The 21,024-nt window shown below is 63.6% G+C and carries 17 protein-coding genes and 1 tRNA gene; 11 read left to right on the forward strand and 7 right to left on the reverse strand.

Translation table 11 applies throughout. The features are described 5' to 3' along the window. Positions 1 to 310 precede the first annotated feature (310 nt). From ACX4ZE_RS01355 to ACX4ZE_RS01365, 3 genes are all read left to right on the forward strand, one after another. Positions 311 to 1,546, forward strand: coding sequence for an acetyl-CoA acetyltransferase (locus ACX4ZE_RS01355; protein WP_480271390.1), 1,236 nt, complete (start codon positions 311 to 313; stop codon positions 1,544 to 1,546). Between the two features lie 12 nt (positions 1,547 to 1,558). Then, positions 1,559 to 3,076, forward strand: coding sequence for a carotenoid oxygenase family protein (locus ACX4ZE_RS01360; protein ID WP_480271391.1), 1,518 nt, complete (start codon positions 1,559 to 1,561; stop codon positions 3,074 to 3,076). Positions 3,077 to 3,206: 130 nt separating this feature from the next. Then, positions 3,207 to 3,581 carry a winged helix-turn-helix transcriptional regulator gene (locus tag ACX4ZE_RS01365; protein ID WP_480271392.1) on the forward strand — a complete coding sequence of 125 codons (375 nt, stop codon included), beginning with the start codon at positions 3,207 to 3,209 and terminating at the stop codon, positions 3,579 to 3,581. Positions 3,582 to 3,899: 318 nt separating this feature from the next. On the opposite strand, the gene ACX4ZE_RS01370 is transcribed toward ACX4ZE_RS01365, so the two are convergent. Next, positions 3,900 to 4,751 carry a methyltransferase domain-containing protein gene (locus tag ACX4ZE_RS01370; protein WP_480271393.1) on the reverse strand — a complete coding sequence of 284 codons (852 nt, stop codon included), beginning with the start codon at positions 4,749 to 4,751 and terminating at the stop codon, positions 3,900 to 3,902. A 121-nt stretch (positions 4,752 to 4,872) separates the two neighbouring features. Continuing rightward, positions 4,873 to 5,964, reverse strand: coding sequence for a GAF domain-containing protein (locus tag ACX4ZE_RS01375; RefSeq protein WP_480271394.1), 1,092 nt, complete (start codon positions 5,962 to 5,964; stop codon positions 4,873 to 4,875). A gap of 230 nt (positions 5,965 to 6,194) precedes the next feature. Between ACX4ZE_RS01375 and ACX4ZE_RS01380 the strand changes: the two genes are divergently transcribed. Then, positions 6,195 to 7,292, forward strand: a complete 1,098-nt coding sequence (locus ACX4ZE_RS01380) for a hypothetical protein (RefSeq protein WP_480271395.1) — start codon at positions 6,195 to 6,197, stop codon at positions 7,290 to 7,292. Positions 7,293 to 7,332: 40 nt separating this feature from the next. Here the strand turns inward: ACX4ZE_RS01380 and ACX4ZE_RS01385 are convergent, their stop codons facing one another. The 5 genes from ACX4ZE_RS01385 to ACX4ZE_RS01405 form a co-directional block, all read right to left on the reverse strand. Further along, positions 7,333 to 8,295 (reverse strand): TIGR03560 family F420-dependent LLM class oxidoreductase, encoded by a 963-nt coding sequence (locus ACX4ZE_RS01385; protein WP_480271396.1) that lies wholly within the window; start codon positions 8,293 to 8,295, stop codon positions 7,333 to 7,335. 239 nt (positions 8,296 to 8,534) lie between these two features. After that, a tRNA-Val gene (locus ACX4ZE_RS01390) sits at positions 8,535 to 8,606 on the reverse strand. 17 nt (positions 8,607 to 8,623) lie between these two features. Next, positions 8,624 to 9,088, reverse strand: a complete 465-nt coding sequence (locus ACX4ZE_RS01395; RefSeq protein ID WP_480271397.1) for a peroxiredoxin — start codon at positions 9,086 to 9,088, stop codon at positions 8,624 to 8,626. 72 nt (positions 9,089 to 9,160) lie between these two features. Then, positions 9,161 to 9,583 (reverse strand): DUF3052 domain-containing protein, encoded by a 423-nt coding sequence (locus ACX4ZE_RS01400; protein WP_480271639.1) that lies wholly within the window; start codon positions 9,581 to 9,583, stop codon positions 9,161 to 9,163. A 139-nt stretch (positions 9,584 to 9,722) separates the two neighbouring features. After that, on the reverse strand, positions 9,723 to 10,280 hold the full coding sequence (locus ACX4ZE_RS01405) for a hypothetical protein (RefSeq protein ID WP_480271398.1): 558 nt from the start codon (positions 10,278 to 10,280) through the stop codon (positions 9,723 to 9,725). 209 nt (positions 10,281 to 10,489) lie between these two features. Here ACX4ZE_RS01405 and aceE point away from each other — a divergent pair, with 209 nt between their 5' ends. The 7 genes from aceE to ACX4ZE_RS01440 all read left to right on the forward strand — a co-directional run bounded on the left by aceE (position 10,490) and on the right by ACX4ZE_RS01440 (position 21,017). Beyond that, positions 10,490 to 13,405, forward strand: coding sequence for a pyruvate dehydrogenase (acetyl-transferring), homodimeric type (aceE, locus tag ACX4ZE_RS01410; RefSeq protein WP_480271399.1), 2,916 nt, complete (start codon positions 10,490 to 10,492; stop codon positions 13,403 to 13,405). Between the two features lie 11 nt (positions 13,406 to 13,416). Next, a complete protein-coding gene (locus ACX4ZE_RS01415; protein WP_480271400.1) occupies positions 13,417 to 14,751 on the forward strand; it encodes a PucR family transcriptional regulator in 1,335 nt (444 codons plus the stop codon). Between the two features lie 128 nt (positions 14,752 to 14,879). Then, a complete protein-coding gene (locus ACX4ZE_RS01420) occupies positions 14,880 to 15,794 on the forward strand; it encodes an ACP S-malonyltransferase (RefSeq protein ID WP_480271401.1) in 915 nt (304 codons plus the stop codon). 132 nt (positions 15,795 to 15,926) lie between these two features. After that, positions 15,927 to 16,229 carry a meromycolate extension acyl carrier protein AcpM gene (gene acpM / locus ACX4ZE_RS01425; protein WP_480271402.1) on the forward strand — a complete coding sequence of 101 codons (303 nt, stop codon included), beginning with the start codon at positions 15,927 to 15,929 and terminating at the stop codon, positions 16,227 to 16,229. A gap of 10 nt (positions 16,230 to 16,239) precedes the next feature. Continuing rightward, positions 16,240 to 17,490 (forward strand): KasA/KasB family beta-ketoacyl-ACP synthase, encoded by a 1,251-nt coding sequence (locus ACX4ZE_RS01430; RefSeq protein ID WP_480271403.1) that lies wholly within the window; start codon positions 16,240 to 16,242, stop codon positions 17,488 to 17,490. A 120-nt stretch (positions 17,491 to 17,610) separates the two neighbouring features. Continuing rightward, positions 17,611 to 19,044: an acyl-CoA carboxylase subunit beta gene (locus ACX4ZE_RS01435; RefSeq protein WP_480271404.1), complete on the forward strand. Its 1,434-nt coding sequence runs from the start codon at positions 17,611 to 17,613 to the stop codon at positions 19,042 to 19,044. Positions 19,045 to 19,175: 131 nt separating this feature from the next. Continuing rightward, positions 19,176 to 21,017 (forward strand): Eco57I restriction-modification methylase domain-containing protein, encoded by a 1,842-nt coding sequence (locus tag ACX4ZE_RS01440; RefSeq protein ID WP_480271405.1) that lies wholly within the window; start codon positions 19,176 to 19,178, stop codon positions 21,015 to 21,017. Positions 21,018 to 21,024 lie beyond the last annotated feature (7 nt).

Here is a 21,024-nt window from a genome sequence, read left to right on the forward strand (position 1 = left end):
TTTGTTCTGCACGCACCCCGCCGGACACTCATCCTGTACCGATTGCTTAACCCATTGAGTGAGCGGAGTGTTTTGGTGGCACCAGAGCGCTGTTCGACAGCCATTCGACTACCGTCGGTAATTCGCGGCATGCGGCAGAGTGCGACGTCGGCCATGCGATCTCCTCGGAACGGCTGCTGTACTCCCGCAGGGAGAGTTACTCTGTTAGTTGCAGCTTCGCGGCGTCGCTTTGCCAAGCCAGCGTATCCGATCGCTGAATGTGCGTGGACGCGATAGCGAAAGCTGTGGTCGAGAAGGCAGGGGAGTGCGCATGACCGGCACCGATATCTGGGTACTGGCCGGTTATCAGAGTGATTTCGCCCGGAATCTCACCAGGGAGGGAAAGGACATCGCCGACTTGACCGGCGAAGTCGTGGACGGCACGTTGGAAGCGGCGGGTATTCGCGGTGAGCAGATCGGAGTCGTGCACGTCGGCAATGCCTTCGGGGAACTGTTCACCGGTCAGGGGCAGCTGGGCGCTATGCCCGCCACGGTGTGCGAGGAGCTGTGGGAAGTACCTGCGGCGCGCCATGAAGCAGCCTGCGCTTCGGGCAGTATCGCGGTGTTGTCGGCGCTGGCCGACCTGCGCGCGGGGAACTACGACACCGCGCTGGTCGTGGGGGTGGAGCTGGAGAAGACCGTGCCGGGTGATACCGGTGCGCAGTATCTCGGTACTGCCGCGTGGACCGGGCACGAGGGCAGGGACGTGAAATTCGTCTGGCCGAATATGTTCAGCCGGATCGCCGAGGAATACGCCGATCGATTCGGCCTCGACGAAGCACACCTGCGGGCGATCGCCGAACTCAATTTCGCGAATGCGCGGCGCAATCCGCGCGCGCAAACCCGAGACTGGACGATACCGCCGCTGACCGGAGTGGTATCGGATGCGGTCAACCCAGTTGTGGACGGCCGATTGCGTCGTTTCGACTGCAGCCAGATCACTGACGGCGGAGCGGGTCTCGTCCTCGTGACCGTCGACTACCTGCGCCGGAACCCGTACCTGCGACCGTGGGCCCGGCTGCTCGGCTGGGGCCACCGTACCGTCGGGCTGCCGCTGGAGCAGAAACTGCGCCGCTCGCAGGGCGATCCTTATATCATGCCGCATGTGCGGCGAGCGGTACACGACGCTTTCGCCCGCGCAGGCATCGGTCTGGATACGCTCGATGGGCTGGAAATCCACGATTGCTTCACTGCCAGCGAGTATCTCGCGATCGACCATGTCGGCCTCACCGGACCTGGAGAATCGTGGAAGGCGATCGAGAACGGGGATATCGCGCTCGACGGGCGACTGCCGATCAACCCCAGCGGCGGTCTCATCGGCGGCGGCCATCCGGTCGGTGCCACGGGGGTGCGGATGCTGCTCGATGCCTGCCGTCAGGTGGCAGGTGCGGCCGGGGACTATCAGGTCGAGGGAGCTCGCACGTTCGGCACCCTCAATATCGGCGGAAGCACCGCCACCACTGTCAGCTTCGTCGTCGGCGGCGCGCAGGCCGCTCTAGGGGCATAGGAGAACTTCATCATGGATGTCGAAATCGTCGGTCGATTGCTGTCCACCCTGCCTGAGGATGACGATCACCCGTATCGGACTGGTCCGTGGCGTCCGCAGACGGCCGAATGGCGCGCCGATGATCTCGAGATCGTGGAAGGGGCGATTCCCGCTGATCTCGATGGCGTGTATCTGCGCAACACCGAGAACCCCGTACATCCTTCGCTGAAGAACTACCACCCGTTCGATGGTGACGGGATGATTCATGTGGTGGGTTTTCGCGATGGAAAAGCTTTCTACCGCAACAGGTTCGTGCGCACTGATGGCCTGATGGCCGAGATGGCGGCTGGGGCGGCGTTGTGGGCGGGCGTCTCGGAGCAGCCTGAGCTGGCCGAACGGGAGCAGGGCTGGGGTGCGCGCGAGCGGATGAAAGACGCGTCGAGCACTGATGTGATCGTGCACCGCGGTACGGCACTGACCAGCTTCTATATGTGCGGCGATCTGTACCGGGTCGATCCGTTCACCGCCGAAACCCGAGGCAAGGAGACCTGGGGCGGTGCGTTCCCGTTCGACTGGGGAGTCTCCGCCCACCCGAAGGTCGATGTTCACACCGGCGAACTGCTGTTCTTCAACTACAGCAAGCAAGACCCTTTTATGCACTACGGCGTTGTCGACGCCGATAACGCGCTGGTGCACTACGTCGATGTCCCGTTGCCGGGACCACGGCTTCCGCATGACATGGCCTTCACCGAAAACTATGCGATCCTCAACGACTTTCCGTTGTTCTGGCCTGCTGAGGAACTGGCCAGAGGACGACATATTCCGCGGCTGCATCGCGATATCCCCTCCCGTTTCGCGGTGATCCCGCGGCGCGGCCAGACTAGCGAGATCCGCTGGTTCGAGGCCGAACCGACCTTCGTGTTGCACTTCACCAATGCCTACGAAGACGGTGATGAGATCGTGCTCGACGGCTTCTTCCAAGGCGACCCAGAACCCGCCGACAACGGGATGGGCGACAAATGGGAGCGGGCCTTCCGCTTCCTGGCACTGGATCGTATGCAGACTCGCCTGCACCGTTGGCGGCTGAACCTCGCCACCGGACAGGTGAAAGAAGAGCGGCTCACCGACAGCATCACCGAGTTCGGCATGATCAACAGCGGGCATGTTGGTCGGCCCTACCGATATACGTGGGCGGCGACCGGGAAACCCGGCTGGTTCCTTTTGGACGGGCTGGTGCGCCATGACCTGCGCACTGGCGCCGAAGATCGGCTGTCCTTCGGCGACGGCGTCTACGGCAGTGAAGCCGCCATGGCGCCACGAGTCGGCAGCACCGGTGAGGACGACGGCTATCTGATCACTCTGACCACCGATATGAATGCCGACGCGTCGTACTGTCTGGTGCTCGACGCCGCCCGGATGTCCGACGGTCCAGTGTGCACGCTGAGGCTGCCGGAACGCATCTCCAGTGGCACACATTCGACCTGGGCCGATGGTGCCGAGTTGCGGCGCTGGCGCACCGCGGACACCGCTGCCGAGGCGATCGGATTGTGACAATGAGCTCGGTGGTGAGCAGCAGGGTAGTGCCGGAGGCGTCGTCGCCCCACTCTGCTCGAGCCGGGAGCTGCCAACGCATCGACCAGAACGCTCGGTCTGCTCGGTGACGAATGGACCTCGGTGACGAATGGACACTGCCGTTATTGCGGTGCTCGGCGCGACGCGCTACCACCGATGCCGCGCTGAGCTGCCGATCCCCGACGCGATGCCGGCCACGCGGCTCGAGACGCTGGTGCGGGAATCGCAGCTGGAGCGTCGCGTATATCGAGAGCATCCGCTCTGCGCGGAGTATGTGCTGACGGTACGCGGTCGCTCGGGGTGGTCGATACTGTTGTCCGTCTGGGAGTGGGAGCTTACCTGGGGCCCCGACCATCCAGAAGTGCTGTCTGCCATATGGCACCGAGGCTGCGGCGCGGAGTTCGCTCCGTTGCTGTGCTGTTCGCTCTGCGCCGGGTGTGCTGGTGTCGTCGATGTCAGCACGCGATGGGGACCGAGTGGTTGACGGCCGCGCTCGGTCCCGAGGCAACAACCCGGCGCCGTTCGCGCGCCCTGACTTCGCTGCGGATCCAGGAGCGTCCCGGCTGGGTGGAGTACCGACTGACCGAAAAGGGCTCGGATTCCTTCTAGTCGTCGTGACGACTCTGCAGTGGGCTCGAGCGCTGATACCACACTCCGGAAGGTCCAGCATTGCAGTGGACACACCGGGGGAGCGGTGCCGAGTTCTCGGCCGTGCTCGCCTGCGATCACTGTGCCGCGCTGCTGCGCCGTCCGGATATCGATGTGCGGCCGCGGCAAGAACACACAGATGTGTCCGTTCACTTCACGCGCGATGGCCGAGTACGGCGAACATGGTCACCGAGAAGTGATAGTCACCTTTGGTGACACCCGTGTCCAGCTCGGTGGCCAGGTCGAGACGTTCTTGTTCGGTGATCGTGCCATCGGCGAGGGCGCGGTCGGTCATCTGCGTGAACAGTGGGCGGATGGCTTCTGGACCCCAGATCAAGGTTTCCGCGCCTATATCATCGATCGTGAACTCGGCGGCCTGGAGCAGGCCGCGCAGGCGGCGGCCGGATGCGGGGTTCGGGGCGGTCGTGAGCAGCGCCGCAGTCAGGCGGGCGATGACTTCAGGGTTGCCGGGATGGGCGATCATAGTGCTCCAGTCGCTGTCGATGAGCAGTGCGCGTCCGCCCGGCCGCAGGACTCGCGCGATTTCGGCAGTGGCTGCTGCGGGGTCATCGAGGTGCTGATAGACGCGTTCGCAGCGAACCGCATCGAAGTACTCGTCCGGAAACGGCAGGTGATAGACGGTGCTTTCGACGAAGCGGGCGCCGGCACCGGCAGCCTCGGCGCGAGCTCGGGCGACGTCGAGCATCGCGGGATTCGGGTCGACGCCGACCGCCTCTCCGGCGGGGGCGGTCCGGTCGGCGAACTCCAGCACTTCGGTACCGGTGCCGGAGCCGACATCCAATGCCCGCTCTCCTGGTCCGACGGCCAGGGCATCGTGGCCCCATCGGCGCATTCGCTGGATGGCCGGTAGTGCTGCTTGCAGGTCGAGAATGCGGATAAGCGTGGCGACCATATCCGTATCCGGGGTGCCCTCGGAGCGACCGCGGGGAATCGCGTCCGTGTGGAACGATATGGTGGGGTGGGGTGATGCGGGTTCACGGGACATACCCGATGGTGATCCTCCTTTCACCGCAGACTATGGCGCGGTGCTCGGTAGCGGTGGACGTCGGCAGGCGCGCGATAGATATTGCCGACCGATTGCAGATTATCCTGAAATCGGAATCCGGTCAGTGCACCAATTCTTGGCACGTCCGGCATCGACTTACCAGCGGTACCGGTTTCGGCGAGATAGGGGCTATCTTGATGAGTGCCTGCGGTCGGTCGCCCGTACGGATGCGGCTGCATTTAGCGTCGAGCAGTACCCAATCGTCGTCGGGCGAGCAGCGCACGCGCACTCGAATATCCGCGGACTCGCGCATTCCGGTATCGAGTTCGACGCAGGTGACAGCTACCAGAAGTCGACTTTCATCATCCAGTTCGGGATTGTGGTGTTGCCAACCCGCGAGTGGAGTGTGTTCGTCGGTGAGCCATTCACGTACGAAGCCGGTCTTCAGATCCATTAATGCGAGAGCATGATCGGACAGGGTCGATCTGAGCTGCCCAGTCAGAGAGCGCAGGTCGGAGTCGGCCGGCATCCGGCTTCTGGTGACCTCGCAGACGATCGCGCGCGTCATCCGATCGGGACCAGTGCCATCGCCGCGGACAGCGATGTGCAGCTGCCGACGAGACCCGTCCTCATAAGTCCTTGTGGCTGTACCGGCCCAGTGGTCTACGGGTGCTAGAGGATCGAACACGGCCAGAAAGGCCGCCCGATCATCCCAGTAATCGAGGTGAGCGGGCATTTCCTGGATCATGTACCCGTGCGGGAGATCGCCATGCTTCGGCCGAAGAAGGTACTGCGCCGCAGGGGAAGCGGTGACAGTACCGGACGCATGCCACTCGATCGTGCCGATGACCGGCATGGGAGGTAGCTGTCCCGCAATGCTGCCGACCCATACGGCGACTCCGTAGACCAGGCAGGACGGACCGAGCACAGGTACGGCTACCAGCCGCATCACCCGCTTGTCAGCAAGCATGACACATTTGTCGCGAGTCCGTCCCGACTCGGCGCACTCCTGCACTAAAGGCGCCAGAAAGCGCGCTACCACGCGGTCGGGTGCGGCACTGACATGGGAGAGTGCGGAGAATGCGCGTGGCTGCACTCCATCCAACACGACCGATGCCAGGTCCGGACCGGTCAGCGTCTCGACTACCGTCCAGCTTTGCCGCGAATGAGGTCGTCCGACCTGCCCGTAATGGCTCGGTTCTTCTGCGGCCATAGTATGGCGGACCGACTCCTGCCCCGAACCAGGCCGCACCGAATGATAACGGGCTGTTTCGCCGGCAGACCGGGCAGGGTTGTGGTGCATAGTCGACGTCCCTCCAGGGCACACCAGGTTTTGGACATAGAGACAGCGGATTCCTGCTCGAATCGTGGTCCGGTGCTGCGCCGCTGGCGAGAGTTGTCCCACAGATGGAACAACTCTTGAAATCGCCATAGCATTGTGTTATGCCGACGAATGCTTCGGGACGTCGATACTCGGCGCGTAGCACTGGTGGCGTAGCAAACCTCGACTTGCCGCCGCCGCAGCCGCTGGCGGTGATCGCTGGGGCCAGTCTGCTGAGTATGGCGGATATCGCCTTCCTGTCCCAGGTGCCCAGCAGCACATTGTCCAGGCTGTGGCATGAGGAGTCCTGGCTGGACGGAGTATCCGGAGCGACTCTGCAGCGGTTGATCACCGCCATACCCGACTTGACACGATATGTGGAAGGTCGCAGCCACGCCGCCCGCTTGACCTCGGCTTTGCGTCGATGCGCTGAGTCCGGACTCGCGGTGCGGATAGAGCGGTTGGAGACTCTGGTCGCTGAGGGGCAATGCGTGCAGTACCTGGCTACCGCACTGGAGGCTGCGGCGGGGATGATGCGGGGCAATGAACGAGACACGGTGTCGAACCTGGCTCGATGCTGGGGAGCAAAGCAAAGCGCGGCACTCGATGCGATCGTTACCCCAGCCGTCAGCGTGCTTACCGATCCCAGTGCGGTCGTCGACAATGCGCTACGAATGATCGACGCGGTGGATACCGGCACCAACTGTCTGCACACAACCGTCGGATACGGGATTCTTGTGCACAAGCTCACCAGACTGACCGGCGCTGTACCGGCCGATATCTCGCCGGACACTGCGGAGCGGTGTTCGGCGTTCGCGTATCGCAGCGGAGCCATCGGTGTGCTGCTGCAGACCAACGATCTGGATACGGCTGTCGTCTATCACCGAAAGCTGAAAGCCAACCCGTTACTGCGTCGCAACGAACTGTGGTCATTGGCCTCGTTTTCTGCCGACATACCCCAGACCCCGCAGCTCACGCTCGCCGGCGCGACCGGTTTGTCGCGTACCGCCATGGATGTGATGGGCGACGTCGCCGACCGCAACGATGCCTACCTGCATTATCTGGTCACCACCGCGATTCCCCTTCTGCTGACCTACGACCCGTCCTTCGGAGCGTCTAAGGACGTCCTCCGACAGGTCGTGAGCAACCGGCTGGCGCACGGTGTCGCCGATGAGCGTGCCCGGGCAGCGACCACAGCATTGGCGCGGTCCATACAGTAAGCGCGACACCAAAAGGTCAAGGTATCGACCAGGTAATGAATCAGCTCAACTGTGGCATTATTTCCGCGGCCGCCAACTCGATGTGGTCGAGATCATCGATATCGAGAATTCCCAGATGAATACGACTAACACCGATTTCCGCGTAGCGACCGATCGCGTCGACCACTTCGGCAGGGGAGCCACCACCCCCGTTTTCGCGAAGTTCCGCAACGCTGCGACCGATCGCCGCGGCACGTGCGGCCACCTCGGCATCGGTACGTCCACAACATAAAAACAACGTGCCGGAAAACGTCAGATCGTCTGGGTCGCGGTCGATGGCTCGACATGCCTCGCGGACCCGCTCGAATTGCGCCGCGACAACATCGAGTCCGACCAATGGAATATTCGGGGTATAGCCGGACGCGGTACTGAACGCCTGATGGTTGAACTCATCGGCATAGCGAGCGCTGAGCGCCGGAGTGCGCTTGGGACCCAAACCGCCCATAACGATAGGCGGGCCCCCGCGCTGGGATGGCTTGGGCAGTGCCGGTGAGTCGTCGAGGCGAAAATGGTTGCCATGGTAACTGAACCGATCACCGATCGGTGTCCGCCACAGCCCGCTGATCACCGCTAGATACTCCTCCAGCCGGTCGAACCTTTGTTTGAGAGGCGGGAAGGTGATGCCGTAGTAGCGGTGCTCGATCTGGTGCCAGCCTGTGCCCACACCGAAGTCGATTCGACCGCCGCTCATATGGTCGATCTGGGCGACTTGGATAGCCAGGGGGCCCGGTTCGCGGAAAGTCGCCGCAGTCATCAGCACCCCGAGCCGAATTGTGGAGGTCTCGCGGGCTAGTCCCGCCAAGGTCACCCAGGCATCGCACGACCCAGGCGGATGCTCCGCTTTGTAATGATCGGCTACGGCGAATCCTGCGTAACCGCAGGCCGCTGCGGCCCGCGCCAATCGAAGATATTGCTCGTACACGGCCAATCCTGATGGGGGTGTTGCGAAGATCCGTAGCTCCATGGGAGACAGCCTCTCGACTACCGGGCTGGTTGCGTACTCGGCTGACGCCCTTCGATTCTAGGCGTCGGTGGACTACGTCAGGGTGCCTGAGCGAGCAGGCGCGAAATCCGTCGACGCCTCTCCTCGCAGTCGACGCCTCTCCTCGCAGTCGACGCCTCTGCCTCGCATTCGGCCCTTATCGCGACCGTCGTCCTCAGCTGCTACTCACGCAACCAGGCATCTGCCCGGTGGTCCTTCTGTGGGCGCAGAGGGGATCGAACCCCCGACCGCTGGTGTGTAAAACCAGAGCTCTACCGCTGAGCTATGCGCCCGGGCCGTTACCGGCGGACTATGAATCTAGCGCGCTGAGCGCTTTCTCCCAAGCCGCCTGGTCACGGGGCTCTCCGGGGCCGTTCATCTCGGCGAAGCGGATGTATCCCGCACGGTCGACGACGAAGGTACCGCGGTTGGGGTAGCCCGATTTCTCGTTGAAGACGCGATAGGCCTGGGCGACCGCGCCGTGCGGCCAAAAGTCCGACAACAATGGGAAGGTATAGCCTTGCTCGGCGGACCAGATCTTGTGGGTGGGTGGCGGGCCGACGGAGATCGCGAGGATTTCCGTGTCGTCGTTCTGGAACTTCGGCAACTCGTCGCGGACCTTGCACAACTCGCCTTGGCAGATCCCGGTGAAAGCGAGCGGGTAGAACACGAGCAGCACGCTTTTCCTGCCACGGAAATCCGAGAGCGTGACATCCTGGTTGTTCTGGTCTTTCAGCGTGAAGTCCGGCGCGGCAGTGCCGACCTCGAGTGGCATAGCGAATCCTCCATCGTGTCGAGTCTCCACCGGGCGGCCTGCGCCGCCCGGTGGAAACCATAGCGGGGCGGCTCAGCGCTGCTTCGAGGGAGCCTTGGGCTGCACCAGACGACTGCCGGTCCACGTGCCGAGGCTGATCGCCGAAGTCTGGGTCAGACCCGCGGTAGGCGCGGATTCCGCGATCTCGCTCGGTTCGACGTGGCCGGGTTTTCCGGTCTTGGGTGTGAGTACCCAGACGAAACCGTCATCGGCCAGTGGGCCGATCGCGTCCATCAGTGCGTCGACCAGATCGCCGTCGCCGTCTCGCCACCACAGCAAGACGACGTCGATCACCTCGTCGGAGTCCTCGTCGACGAGTTCACCGTCGATCGCATCCTCGACATCGGCTCGCAAGTTGTCGTCGGCGTCTTCGTCCCAGCCTAATTCCTGGACAACCAAGCCGTGTGAAATGCCAAGCTTCTGAGCGTAGTTCTGCGCGTCCGCCGCGGCGACCACGGTGGCGTCCTCCTCAACTCCCGACAATAGGTAGTTGCAAGCGAACATGGTTATGGGCCTCAGCGCAAGCCGATCCGGCGAAATAGCTATGGAATGTCATGTTGCGCCGGTGTCGAGCACACTCATGGCGACCACACGTTCAGCGGTCGGGGCAGGAGTCGTGAACAGCGTCGCGCGCGCCGTTCACCCGCCTGCCGGCCTTGTTGAGCGGCCCGACGGGTGTGTTGTACGTCATTCTGCGCGTCTCGTCGGCCAGCACGCGCGCTGAGTCCACGTACTCGGTGAATCTGGCGGTCAGGTCCTCCGGCAGCGCGTCTCGATCGGCGTCGACCCCACTTTCCACTTTGTTCGCGGCGTCTTCGAGGATCTGGACGGCGATATCCCGCTTGCTGACGAGGTCGGATGCATTCGAGTCGAGCGCGGCGATGAACTCGTTGTACTTGGCGACGCCTATACCGGTGGTGGCGGGGAACCGGCCGCAGTTGTTCGCGATGGCCCGAGCCCTGACCGCTGCGCGCTGCGAGGAAGTCGCCGCCGCGGACGAGGCCGCTGCCTCGGTACGGTAGGCAGCCAGGTCGCTCGCATTCGGGCCGGCCGCACCATTCACTCGGTCGGCGCATCCCGCGACGACCAACCCGATGGTGACAGCGCTGGTCGCGCATATCACCCCGAACCCCTGTGAGTTCAGCAATCTCATTGTCCTCCCCGCTCCTCACAGCTTCCAGGCCGACTCGCACCGCCTGTCGAACCGTACTGGACTTCCGGCTGCCATGATGACCTAGGACGCACCATCGATAAGGATGGGTGGTGCGCCACACCCTTTCGTCAACGGGGGGCCGCCGACCACGCGAGCCCGCCGGGGAATACGACGCCAACAGCATGTCCACCCCTGCACGAGGAGCAGCTTTGACCGACCTGATCCACTCTTCCGCACCAGTGCAATCCGCTGGTACCGGCTCTCCTCCCGTTTCCGCCCCGCGCAGCGATCCGAACAGGTCGCCCGCACCGCAGGCAGGCGGGCGGGTGCGGGTCATCCGTGAAGGGGTGGCGTCCTACCTGCCGGACATCGATCCGGAGGAAACCAGAGAATGGCTGGAGTCGTTCGACGGAATGCTCGACCGGGAAGGCCCTGGCCGGGCGCGTTATCTCATGCTCCGCCTGTTGGAGCGGGCCGGTGAACGTCATGTCGCCATCCCGTCTTTGACTTCCACCGATTACGTCAACACCATCCCCACCGAGAACGAGCCATGGTTCCCAGGCGATGAGGAGGTGGAGCGGCGCTACCGTGCCTGGATCCGCTGGAATGCCGCGATCATGGTGCATCGCGCCCAGCGTCCCGGCATCGGCGTGGGTGGCCATATCTCGACCTACGCGTCCTCGGCGGCGCTCTACGAGGTCGGCTTCAACCATTTCTTCCGCGGCAAAGACCATCCCGGCGGTGGCGACTCGATCTTCATCCAGGGACACGCTTCGCCTGGTATCTACGCCCGCGCGTTCTTGGAGGGGAGGCTGTCGACCGACCAACTCGACGGGTTCCGCCAGGAGTACAGCCATGGCGGTCCAGGCCATGGATTGCCGTCCTATCCGCATCCGCGGTTGCTGAACAACTTCTGGGAGTTCCCCACCGTGTCTATGGGCCTCGGCCCGATGAACGCCATCTACCAGGCACGGTTCAATCACTACCTGCATGACCGCGGTATCAGGGACACCTCAGGTCAGCATGTGTGGGCATTCCTCGGCGACGGTGAAATGGACGAGCCGGAGTCGCGCGGTCTGGCGCATGTCGCGGCCATGGAGGCACTGGACAATCTGACTTTTGTGGTCAACTGCAATCTGCAGCGTCTGGATGGTCCGGTACGTGGCAACGGCAAGATCATCCAGGAGCTGGAGTCGTTCTTCCGTGGCGCGGGCTGGAATGTCATCAAGGTGATCTGGGGCCGTGAGTGGGACGCGCTGTTGGGCGCCGATCGGGACGGTGCGCTGGTGAACCTGATGAACAGCACCCCGGATGGCGACTATCAGACCTACAAGGCCAACGACGGCGCCTATGTTCGCGATCATTTCTTCGGTCGCGACCCGCGCACCAAGGCGCTGGTGCGGGATCTGACCGACCAGGAGATCTGGAACCTCAAGCGTGGCGGCCACGACTACCGTAAGGTGCACGCCGCTTATGCCGCAGCGGTGGCGCACAAGGGGCAGCCGACGGTGATCCTGGCCAAGACCATCAAGGGCTACACCCTCGGCAAGCACTTCGAGGGCCGCAACGCCACGCATCAGATGAAAAAGCTGACTTTGCAGGATCTCAAGGATTTCCGTGATCTGCAGCGGATTCCGATCAGCGACGCCGAGCTGGAGAAGGATCCCTACCTGCCGCCGTACTATCACCCAGGCATGGAGGCGAGGGAGATCCAGTACATGCTCGACCGGCGCAAGGCACTCGGCGGGTTCCTGCCCGAGCGGCGCGCCGCGGCGAAGCCACTGCGGCTTCCTGGCGACGAGGTGTACCGTTCGGTGCGCAAGGGCTCGGGTAAACAGAATGTAGCCACCACGATGGCGCTGGTGCGGCTGATGAAAGAGTTGCTGCGGGACAAGGAGATCGGCAAGCGTATCGTCCCGATCATTCCCGACGAAGCAAGGACCTTCGGGATGGACTCGTGGTTCCCTTCGTTGAAGATCTACAATCGCGACGGCCAGTTGTACACGTCTGTCGACGCGGAATTGATGCTCGCCTACAAAGAGAGCGCGGTTGGGCAGATTCTGCACGAGGGAATCAATGAGGCCGGGTCGACAGCTTCGTTCACCGCGGCGGGAACCTCCTACGCCACCCACGGTGAGCCGATGATCCCGCTGTACATCTTCTACTCGATGTTCGGTTTCCAACGCACCGGCGACGGGCTATGGGCGGCGGCTGATCAGCTCGCCCGTGGGTTCGTGCTAGGAGCGACCGCAGGGCGTACCACGTTGACCGGGGAGGGGCTGCAACACAACGATGGGCACTCGCTGCTGCTGGCCTCCAGTAATCCGGCGGTGGTGACCTACGACCCGGCGTTCGCGTTCGAGATCGCCCATATCGTGCGCGACGGCCTGCGCCGGATGTACGGCGGCGGCACGCCCCCGCGGAACGAGACGTCGTTGCCTGGCATTCGACCGCACGGTGGCGGTGGCGAGTTCGGTGGCGAAGACATCCTCTACTACATCACCCTCTACAACGAGCCGTACCCACAGCCCGCCGAGCCGGCGGATCTGGACGTCGCAGGGCTGCTCAAGGGCATCTACCTGTACCGACGCGGAGGTGAGGGCGCGCTGCGCGCCCAGATTCTGGTCTCGGGTGTCACGGTGCCGGACGGTCTGCGCGCGCAGGAGATCCTCGCGCAGGAGTGGGGCGTACAGGCGGATGTGTGGTCGGTCACTTCTTGGGGTGAACTTCGCAAGGATGCGCTGGACAAGGAGATCGCCGCGCTGCGCGACCCTGGTGCCGAGCCGGGGGTTCCGTACATCACCGAGGCGCTGGCTCGGGCCGAAGGCCCGTACATCGCCGCGACCGACTGGATGCGCGCTGTGCCCGACCAGGTTCGCAAATGGGTTCCCGGTGATTTCAGCACACTCGGCACGGACGGGTTCGGTTTCTCCGACACTCGCTCGGCCGCGCGCCGGGTGTTCAATGTCGACGCGCAGTCCATCGCGGTAGCCGCATTGGCCGGAATGGCTCGGATGGGCAGAATCGATCCAGCTCTTGCGGTCGAGGCGGCGGCGAAGTACCGCATCGACGACGTCTGCGCCGCGCCGAAATCCGAGGCAAGCGCCGAAGAAGAACTCGCATAGCGGAACATTGCATGGTGGACCGTAAACCGCCGCGGCCGCGACGGATCTCCGAAGGCTCTGCCGAGCACGAGGTGTATCTGCCGACAGGTGCGCTCTCACCGAACCGGCAGACCCGCGACCCCCTTCCGGATACGCTGCTCAAGCGGGTGAAGCAATTCTCCGGTCGCCTCTCTACCGAGGCGGTGGGGTCGATGCAGGAGCGGCTGCCGTTTTTCGGTGGCCTGGACGCCGCCCAGCGGGCCGGAGTCCAGATGCTGGTACAGACCGCGGTGGTGAACTTCCTGGAGTGGTTACAGGATCCCGAAAGCGACATCCGGTTCAGCTTGGACGCGTTCCAGGTGATTCCGCAGGACCTGGCGCGACGGTTGACCTTGCGCCAGACCGTGGACATGGTCCGCGTCGCCATGGAGTTCTTCGAGCAGTGGCTGCCCGCGCTCGCGCGCAACGACCGGCAGCTGGTCGCACTCACCGAGGCGGTGTTGCGTTACGGGCGCGAGCTCGGGTTCGCCGCCGCCTCGGTATATGCCAGCGCCGCCGAGTCGCGCGGTGCGTGGGACACTCGGCTGGAGGCACTCGTTGTCGATGCCGTAGTGCGGGGCGATACCGGTCCGGACATGCTCTCCAGAGCCGCGACGCTGAACTGGGACGCCACCGCGTCTGCGACAGTGCTGGTCGGTACCCCACCCGGAGAACAGGGTGTTTCTTCGGTGGGGTCGGCGCATACCATCGCGGCGCGGCATGGGCGCGCTGCGCTGGCTGTGGTGCAGGGCGCCAGGCTAGTGATGGTCGTATCCGGGCATCTGGGAGAGGTCTCGCAGGTTTCCCCCTTCCTGTTCGACCTGCTTTCGGAGGTGTTCTCGGACGGCCCCGTGGTAATCGGCCCGACTACTCGGACGCTGGGCGCGGCGCACGCCAGCGCGGTGGAGGCGTTGGCTGGGATGGAGGCGGTGGTCGGCTGGCGCCGGGCTCCGCGACCGGTGCATGCGGCGGAATTGTTACCCGAGCGCGCTCTGCTGGGTGATCGGGCTGCGATCGACGCGCTGAACGAGTACATCGTCCTGCCGTTGGCCGCGGCAGGGTCGTCGTTGGCGGACACTCTCGATGCCTACCTGGATTGCGGTGGAGCAGTCGAGATGTGCGCACGTCAGCTATACGTCCATCCGAATACCGTTCGGTATCGGCTCAAACGCATCGCCGAGATCACGGGCCGTGACCCGATGAATCCGCGCGATGCGTATGTACTCAGGATCGCCGCCACCGTGGGTCGTCTGACACGAACACGTAAAGAATCGACTGCTTCTGTCCCAGAAGTCGCTGAGGCCGCACTCGGTTCAGAGGGCTTGTAACGTTTTTGCCGAGTCGGTCGATCCGAGCGGACCACGTGGCCTTTTGTGGGACCCTCACAAAAGTACTTCCCAAGCTTCATTCGCGCCGACATCTCGTGCGGCCTGCTTCACAGTGTTTTCTTAGAGACGTGATCGCGTTGTTCGCCCCTGGACAGGGCTCTCAGACACCCGGCATGCTCGCGCCTTGGCTCGATCTTCCCGGCGCGGATGAGCGTCTCGCACTCTGGTCCAAGGCTTGTGGCTTGGACTTGGTCCGTCTCGGTACCACCGCGACGGACGAGGAGATCACCGACACTGCCGTGACCCAGCCACTGGTGGTTGCCGCGGCATTGCTCGCGTTTTCGGAAATCTCACAGGACGGGCTTTCAGCCGACACTTTCGTCGCTGGACACTCGGTCGGTGAGCTCGCCGCTGCGGCGATCGCCGGAGTCATCCCCGCTGACGATGCGGTCCGATTGGCTGCGATTCGCGGAGTGGAGATGGCCAAGGCGTGCGCCCTGGCACCTACCGGCATGTCCGCAGTGCTCGGTGGCGACGAGACCGCCGTGCTGGAGCGGCTCGCCGAACTCGACCTCGTACCGGCCAACCGCAACGCGGTAGGCCAGATCGTGGCCGCGGGCCGATTGGACGCGCTCGCCGAGCTCGCCACGAACCCTCCGGAAAAGGCCAGGGTTCGTGCGCTGCCCGTCGCGGGTGCGTTCCACACGGCATTCATGGCCCCGGCACAGGATGCTGTGTCCAAGGCTATAATGAAGATTACGCCGGGCGAGCCGATCATGACCTTGCTGTCGAATGCGGACGGCAAGCCCGTCGGTTCTGGACAGGACGCGGTAGACAAGCTTGCCGCGCAGGTCACCCGGCCCGTTCGATGGGATCTGTGTATCGAAACCGTTCGGCAGGCCGGTATTTCAGCAGTTGCCGAGCTGCCGCCGGCGGGCACCCTCGTCGGCATCGTGAAACGGGAGTTGAAGGGTACGCCCACCCTGCCCCTGAAGTCCCCGCAAGACCTCCCCGCGTTGGCTGAGCTGACTGCATCCGGTTAGCTTTCCTGCGCGACCGTGCATTGATATGTGATTGATATGCGAGGTCGTGGCCGAGCATACGGCAACCGTTGCCGTTGCTCTGTCAGAAAGAAACCAGTAACGCCCTACGGCTATCAAGAAGGGAGCCACGAAGTGGCCGCTCTGACCCAGGAACAAATCGTCGAGGAACTCGGCAAGATCATCGAAGAGGTAACCGGCATCGAGCCCTCCGAGGTGACGATCGAGAAGTCTTTCGTCGATGACCTGGACATCGACTCGCTGTCCATGGTCGAGATCGCAGTGCAGACCGAGGACAAGTACGGCGTGAAGATCCCCGATGAGGATCTGGCCAGCCTGAAGACGGTCGGCGACGCGGTCGCGTACATTCAGAAGCTCGAAGCCGAGAACGTCGAGGCGGCGGCTGAGCTCAAGGCCAAGTTCGACAACGCCGAGTAGGGCCGACACTGTGACCACTCCTTCCACCTTGAACGGAAACTTCCCCAACATCGTCGTCACCAGCCTGGCGGCGACCACGTCGATCGCGGGTGACGTCGATGCGACGTGGAAGGGACTCCTCAATGGCGAGAGCGGCATCGACGTTCTCGAGGATTCCTTCATCGAGGAATACGACCTTCCGGTCCGAATCGGCGGCCATCTGAAGGTCCGGCCGGATACTCTGCTGTCCAGGGTCGAGTGCCGGCGCATGGCTTATGTCGAGCAACTCGCGACTGTATTGGGTCGTGAGGTATGGCGGAACGCGGGCAGTCCAGAGGTCGATCCGGAGCGACTGGGTGTGGCCATCGGCACCGGTATCGGTGGTGGCGACGCCCTCATCGATTCCGTGGACAAGCTGAAAAACGGTGGCTATCGCAAGATTTCGCCGTTGGCTGTGCAAATGGTCATGCCGAACGGCCCTTCGGCCGTTGTCGGTCTCGAACTGAAGGCCAAGGCAGGAGTGGTCACTCCGGTCTCGGCATGCTCATCCGGCTCCGAGGCCATCGCCAATGCCTGGCGAATGATCGTTATGGGTGATGCGGATATCGTCGTCACCGGTGGCGTCGAAGGCTTCATCGATGTGGTGCCGATCGCGGCGTTCACCATGATGCGTGCTATGAGTACCCGTAACGACGATCCGAAGGGCGCTTCGCGCCCCTTCGACTCCGAGCGCGACGGCTTCGTCTTCGGCGAGGCGGGTGCGCTGATGGTCCTCGAGACCGAGGAACATGCCAAAGCGCGTGGCGCCACGATCCACGCGCGCCTGCTCGGCGCCGGGATAACCTCCGATGGCTTCCATTTGGTCGCACCAGATCCGACAGGCGATGGTGCGGCGCGAGCGATGACCAGGGCGATGCAGACCGCGGGTCTGACCGAGCAGGACATTACGCACATCAACGCGCACGCGACCGCAACGCCGATCGGTGACATTGCCGAGGCGAACGCGATCAACAAGGCAGTCGGAAACCATGCTTCGGTGTACGCGCCCAAGTCGGCGCTCGGTCACTCGATCGGCGCAGTCGGCGCACTGGAGTCCGTACTGACCGTGCTCAGTATTCGGGACGGAATCGTTCCGCCGACGCTGAACTTGGAGAACCAGGACTCGGAGGTCGATCTCGATGTGGTGAAGGGCGAGGCTCGCCGCCAGGAGATCGAGTACGCGATCAACAATTCCTTCGGATTCGGTGGGCACAATGTGGCGCTCGCCTTTGGTCGAGCGTAGCCTCACGATCGACTGCACAACAATCCTCGCGGGGTCGGCCGACTCACTCGGTACGACCCCGCTGGTTTTCGCTATACGCGGCCGCGGCCGCAGCATACTCATCCAGGTGAGGAGAACGCGATGACAGTCATCGTTCCCGCGTTGCGACAAGGAACGGCATCCGATCCGCGTGATCCACTCGGGCGGCTCCAGCGCTTCTTCGACCCCGGTACGATTCTTCCGCTGCATCCGCGGGACAAATCCGGCGTGTTGGCTGCCATCGGTGAAGTGGACGGTGTACGTACTGTGGCCTACTGCTCCGATGCCACCGTGATGGGCGGCGCAATGGGTGTGGCGGGCTGTAAGCACATTGTCGACGCCATCGACACCGCTATCGATTCGGATATCCCTGTGGTCGGATTGTGGCATTCCGGTGGCGCCCGCTTGGCCGAGGGAGTCGAGGCGTTGCACGCCGTGGGCCAGGTCTTCGAGGCCATGGTCCGCGCATCTGGTCTGGTCCCGCAGATTTCCGTGGTATTAGGCTTCGCCGCTGGCGGTGCCGCCTACGGCCCGGCGCTGACCGATCTGGTGATCATGGTTCCCGAAGGCCGTATCTTCGTTACCGGTCCGGATGTGGTGCGCAGCGTGACCGGCGAGCAGGTCGATATGGCCACGCTGGGTGGTCCGGAGACGCATGGGAAGAAATCCGGTGTCACGCACATCGTCGCCCGCGACGAGGCCGATGCATTGCATCATGCGCGCCGTCTGGTGTCGATGCTCGCCGGGCAGGGTGAATTCGATCTACTCGCGGTCGAACACGGCAATGTCGACCTGAAGGCGATGCTGCCGGAATCGGCCAAACGTGCCTACGATGTTCGGCCGATCGTCCGCGAACTGCTCGACAACGTCGAAGGAGGGTCGTCGTTCGAGGAGTTGCAGGGTCTGTATGCCCGCAGTATCGTCACCGGGCTCGGTCGTCTCGGCGGCCGTACCGTCGGCGTGCTGGCCAACAACCCGATCCGGCTCGGCGGCTGTCTGAACTCCGAAAGCGCTGAGAAGGCGGCGCGCTTCGTACGGCTGTGTGACGCATTCGGTATTCCGCTGATCGTCATCACCGACGTCCCCGGTTATCTGCCTGGTGTCGGCCAGGAATGGGAAGGTGTCGTACGACGTGGTGCGAAGCTCCTGCACGCATTCGCTGAAGCGCGGGTTCCGCGGGTCACCCTGGTCACCCGCAAGATCTACGGTGGTGCCTACATCGCGATGAACGCCCGTTCGCTGGGCGCGACGGCGGTCTACGCGTGGCCGGATTCCGAGGTGGCCGTGATGGGGGCCAAGGCAGCGGTCGGCATTCTGCACAAGAAGGCTCTCGCGGCCGCGCCGGAAGAAGAGCGCGAGGCACTGCACGAGCGGCTCACCGCCGAGCACGAGCGAATCGCGGGTGGCGTGGAGCGCGCCATGGCGATCGGTGTCGTGGACGCGGTGATCGACCCGGTCAAGACCCGAAGCACGCTCGCAGCGGCTCTTGCCGCAGTACCGGCCCGTAAGAGCAGGCACAAGAACATTCCCCTCTGATCCACCGGATCTCATGCGCCGCAGGTCCTGGTAGCATGCCGAGGCCGACGGCATCGTTCGCCTATGCCGCCCTCTTGTCGTTGTCCGTGTTGTCGTGATCGATATGCCCGAAAGCGGCAGAATCCTGTGCTATGGCGTCCGAAATCCCCGCCATGCGGGACCGCAAACGACAGGGAAGGCATTACACCCCACCTGCACTGGCCAGGTTTCTCGCGCACCGGTTGCTGCGGCATGCCGTACCATCCCGAGCCGGAGTTCTGCGAGTACTGGATCCGGCGTGCGGTGATGGTGAGCTGCTGTTCGCGGTGCATGCCGAGGCCACGGTGCGGTTTCCCGGTACCAGACTATTGCTGACCGGCTACGATCTCGACGCGAAGGCACTCGCTGTCGCCCGCGATCGAGCTGGTGCGGCAGGCGTGCCCGTGCGGTGGCGACGGGCGGATTTTCTCGCGGCTGAGGCCAGTCTCGCGACTGGTTCGTTCGACGTAGTGATCACCAACCCGCCGTATGTACGCACGCAGCAGCTGGGTGGATCGACCGCGCAACTGCTGCGCAAGCGGTTCGGTCTACGTGGGCGGATCGACTTGACCCATCCGTTCGTCGCTACGCTGCCACGGTTACTGGCTGCCGGGGGTGTGCTCGGCTTGTTGTGTGCCAATAGATTTCTGACCACCAAGGCTGGTGCGAATATCCGGGCCACGATGCTGACCGAGCTGTCACCGGTCGAGTTGTACGACCTGGGGGATACCAAACTCTTCGCCGCCGCGGTGCTTCCCGCGATCACCATCGCACGGCGTGAAAGCTACCGCGGCGACTGCCGATATGTCTCCGTCTACGAGACAGTCGGGCACAGCTCATGTGGAAAGAGCCTTTTCGAGGCACTGACCGACCAGCGCGGTTCGATTGTCGAGCACAAGGGGCGGACTTTCTTCGTCGAGGTCGGCAGGCTGGTAACCGGTCAGGAACCTGCGGTCACTCGCGATGTGTACGGAGCCGGACTCGATGGTGGTGCCGGACTCGATGGTGGTGTAAGCATGAGCACGGATGATCCGGCGCCACGTGCGGGACGATCCGCGCGTATCGGGGAAGGAAGAAAGGGCAGTAATCCGACATTCGGACCGCAGGCCGGGTGGCGGATGTCGCATGATGCGGTCGACTCCTGGCTGGCCCGGGTGGGTGCGGCTACGTGGCGCACCTTCGGGGACGTGGCACGGATCCGAGTCGGGGTCAAGACGACCGCCGACCGTGTGTTCATCTCCGACCGCTGGGCCGAGGTCGACCCATGCCCCGAGTCCGAACTGCTGCTCGCCTTGATCACCCACCGCGATCTCGCGCCGTGGCGGATCAGTCGCAGCCACGACCTGCGTGTGCTGTACCCCTACGATCTGGCTCGTTCGCGCCGCACACCGATCGACCTTGCCGAATTCCCCAGGGCAGCAGCGTATCTGCTGGCGAATAAGGAGACACTGGCGGGTCGTCGCTATCTCACAGAGAGTGGTCGGATCTGGTTCGAGATCTGGGTTCCGCAGCGTCCGAACCTATGGCAGGAGCCGAAGCTGGTCTTTCCGGATATCAGCGACCGCCCGCGTTTCGCGCTGGACCGTTCGGGCGCGGTGGTCAACGGTGATTGCTATTGGATCTCGTTACCAGATCTGTCCTGTGTTCCCACCGAAGCCACGCGACTGGCTTACCTGTTGATGGGCGTGGCCAATTCGGTACTCGGGTTGCAATTCTACGACGCGGTTTGTGGAAATCGGCTGTACTCAGGCAGGCGGCGGTGGATCACACAGTATGTGTCGAGACTGCCTGTGCCCGATCCGATGACCGCCCGATCCACGGCTGTGGTCGATTTGGTCCGTGAGTTCGTGGAGGGTTGCCCACCCGGTCCCGAGGCACAAGCTGAGCTGGACGAGCGTGTCGCGTCCGCGTTCGGTGTCCGATCACATGCCGACCTGGGCGCCGATCACCGGTGAGAGGTGC

The organism is Nocardia sp. TBRC8007 (genome assembly GCF_056629435.1).

Coding starts and splice junctions, on each gene's coding strand:
- ACX4ZE_RS01365 (WP_480271392.1), top strand. CDS start 3,207: ATGGACACTGCCGTTATTGCGGTGCTCGGCGCGACGCGCTACCACCGA.
- ACX4ZE_RS01355 (WP_480271390.1), top strand. CDS start 311: ATGACCGGCACCGATATCTGGGTACTGGCCGGTTATCAGAGTGATTTC.
- ACX4ZE_RS01385 (WP_480271396.1), bottom strand. CDS start 8,295: ATGGAGCTACGGATCTTCGCAACACCCCCATCAGGATTGGCCGTGTAC.
- ACX4ZE_RS01395 (WP_480271397.1), bottom strand. CDS start 9,088: ATGCCACTCGAGGTCGGCACTGCCGCGCCGGACTTCACGCTGAAAGAC.
- ACX4ZE_RS01360 (WP_480271391.1), top strand. CDS start 1,559: ATGGATGTCGAAATCGTCGGTCGATTGCTGTCCACCCTGCCTGAGGAT.
- ACX4ZE_RS01435 (WP_480271404.1), top strand. CDS start 17,611: ATGACAGTCATCGTTCCCGCGTTGCGACAAGGAACGGCATCCGATCCG.
- ACX4ZE_RS01440 (WP_480271405.1), top strand. CDS start 19,176: ATGGCGTCCGAAATCCCCGCCATGCGGGACCGCAAACGACAGGGAAGG.
- ACX4ZE_RS01405 (WP_480271398.1), bottom strand. CDS start 10,280: ATGAGATTGCTGAACTCACAGGGGTTCGGGGTGATATGCGCGACCAGC.
- ACX4ZE_RS01375 (WP_480271394.1), bottom strand. CDS start 5,964: ATGGCCGCAGAAGAACCGAGCCATTACGGGCAGGTCGGACGACCTCAT.
- ACX4ZE_RS01415 (WP_480271400.1), top strand. CDS start 13,417: ATGGTGGACCGTAAACCGCCGCGGCCGCGACGGATCTCCGAAGGCTCT.
- ACX4ZE_RS01370 (WP_480271393.1), bottom strand. CDS start 4,751: ATGTCCCGTGAACCCGCATCACCCCACCCCACCATATCGTTCCACACG.
- ACX4ZE_RS01380 (WP_480271395.1), top strand. CDS start 6,195: ATGCCGACGAATGCTTCGGGACGTCGATACTCGGCGCGTAGCACTGGT.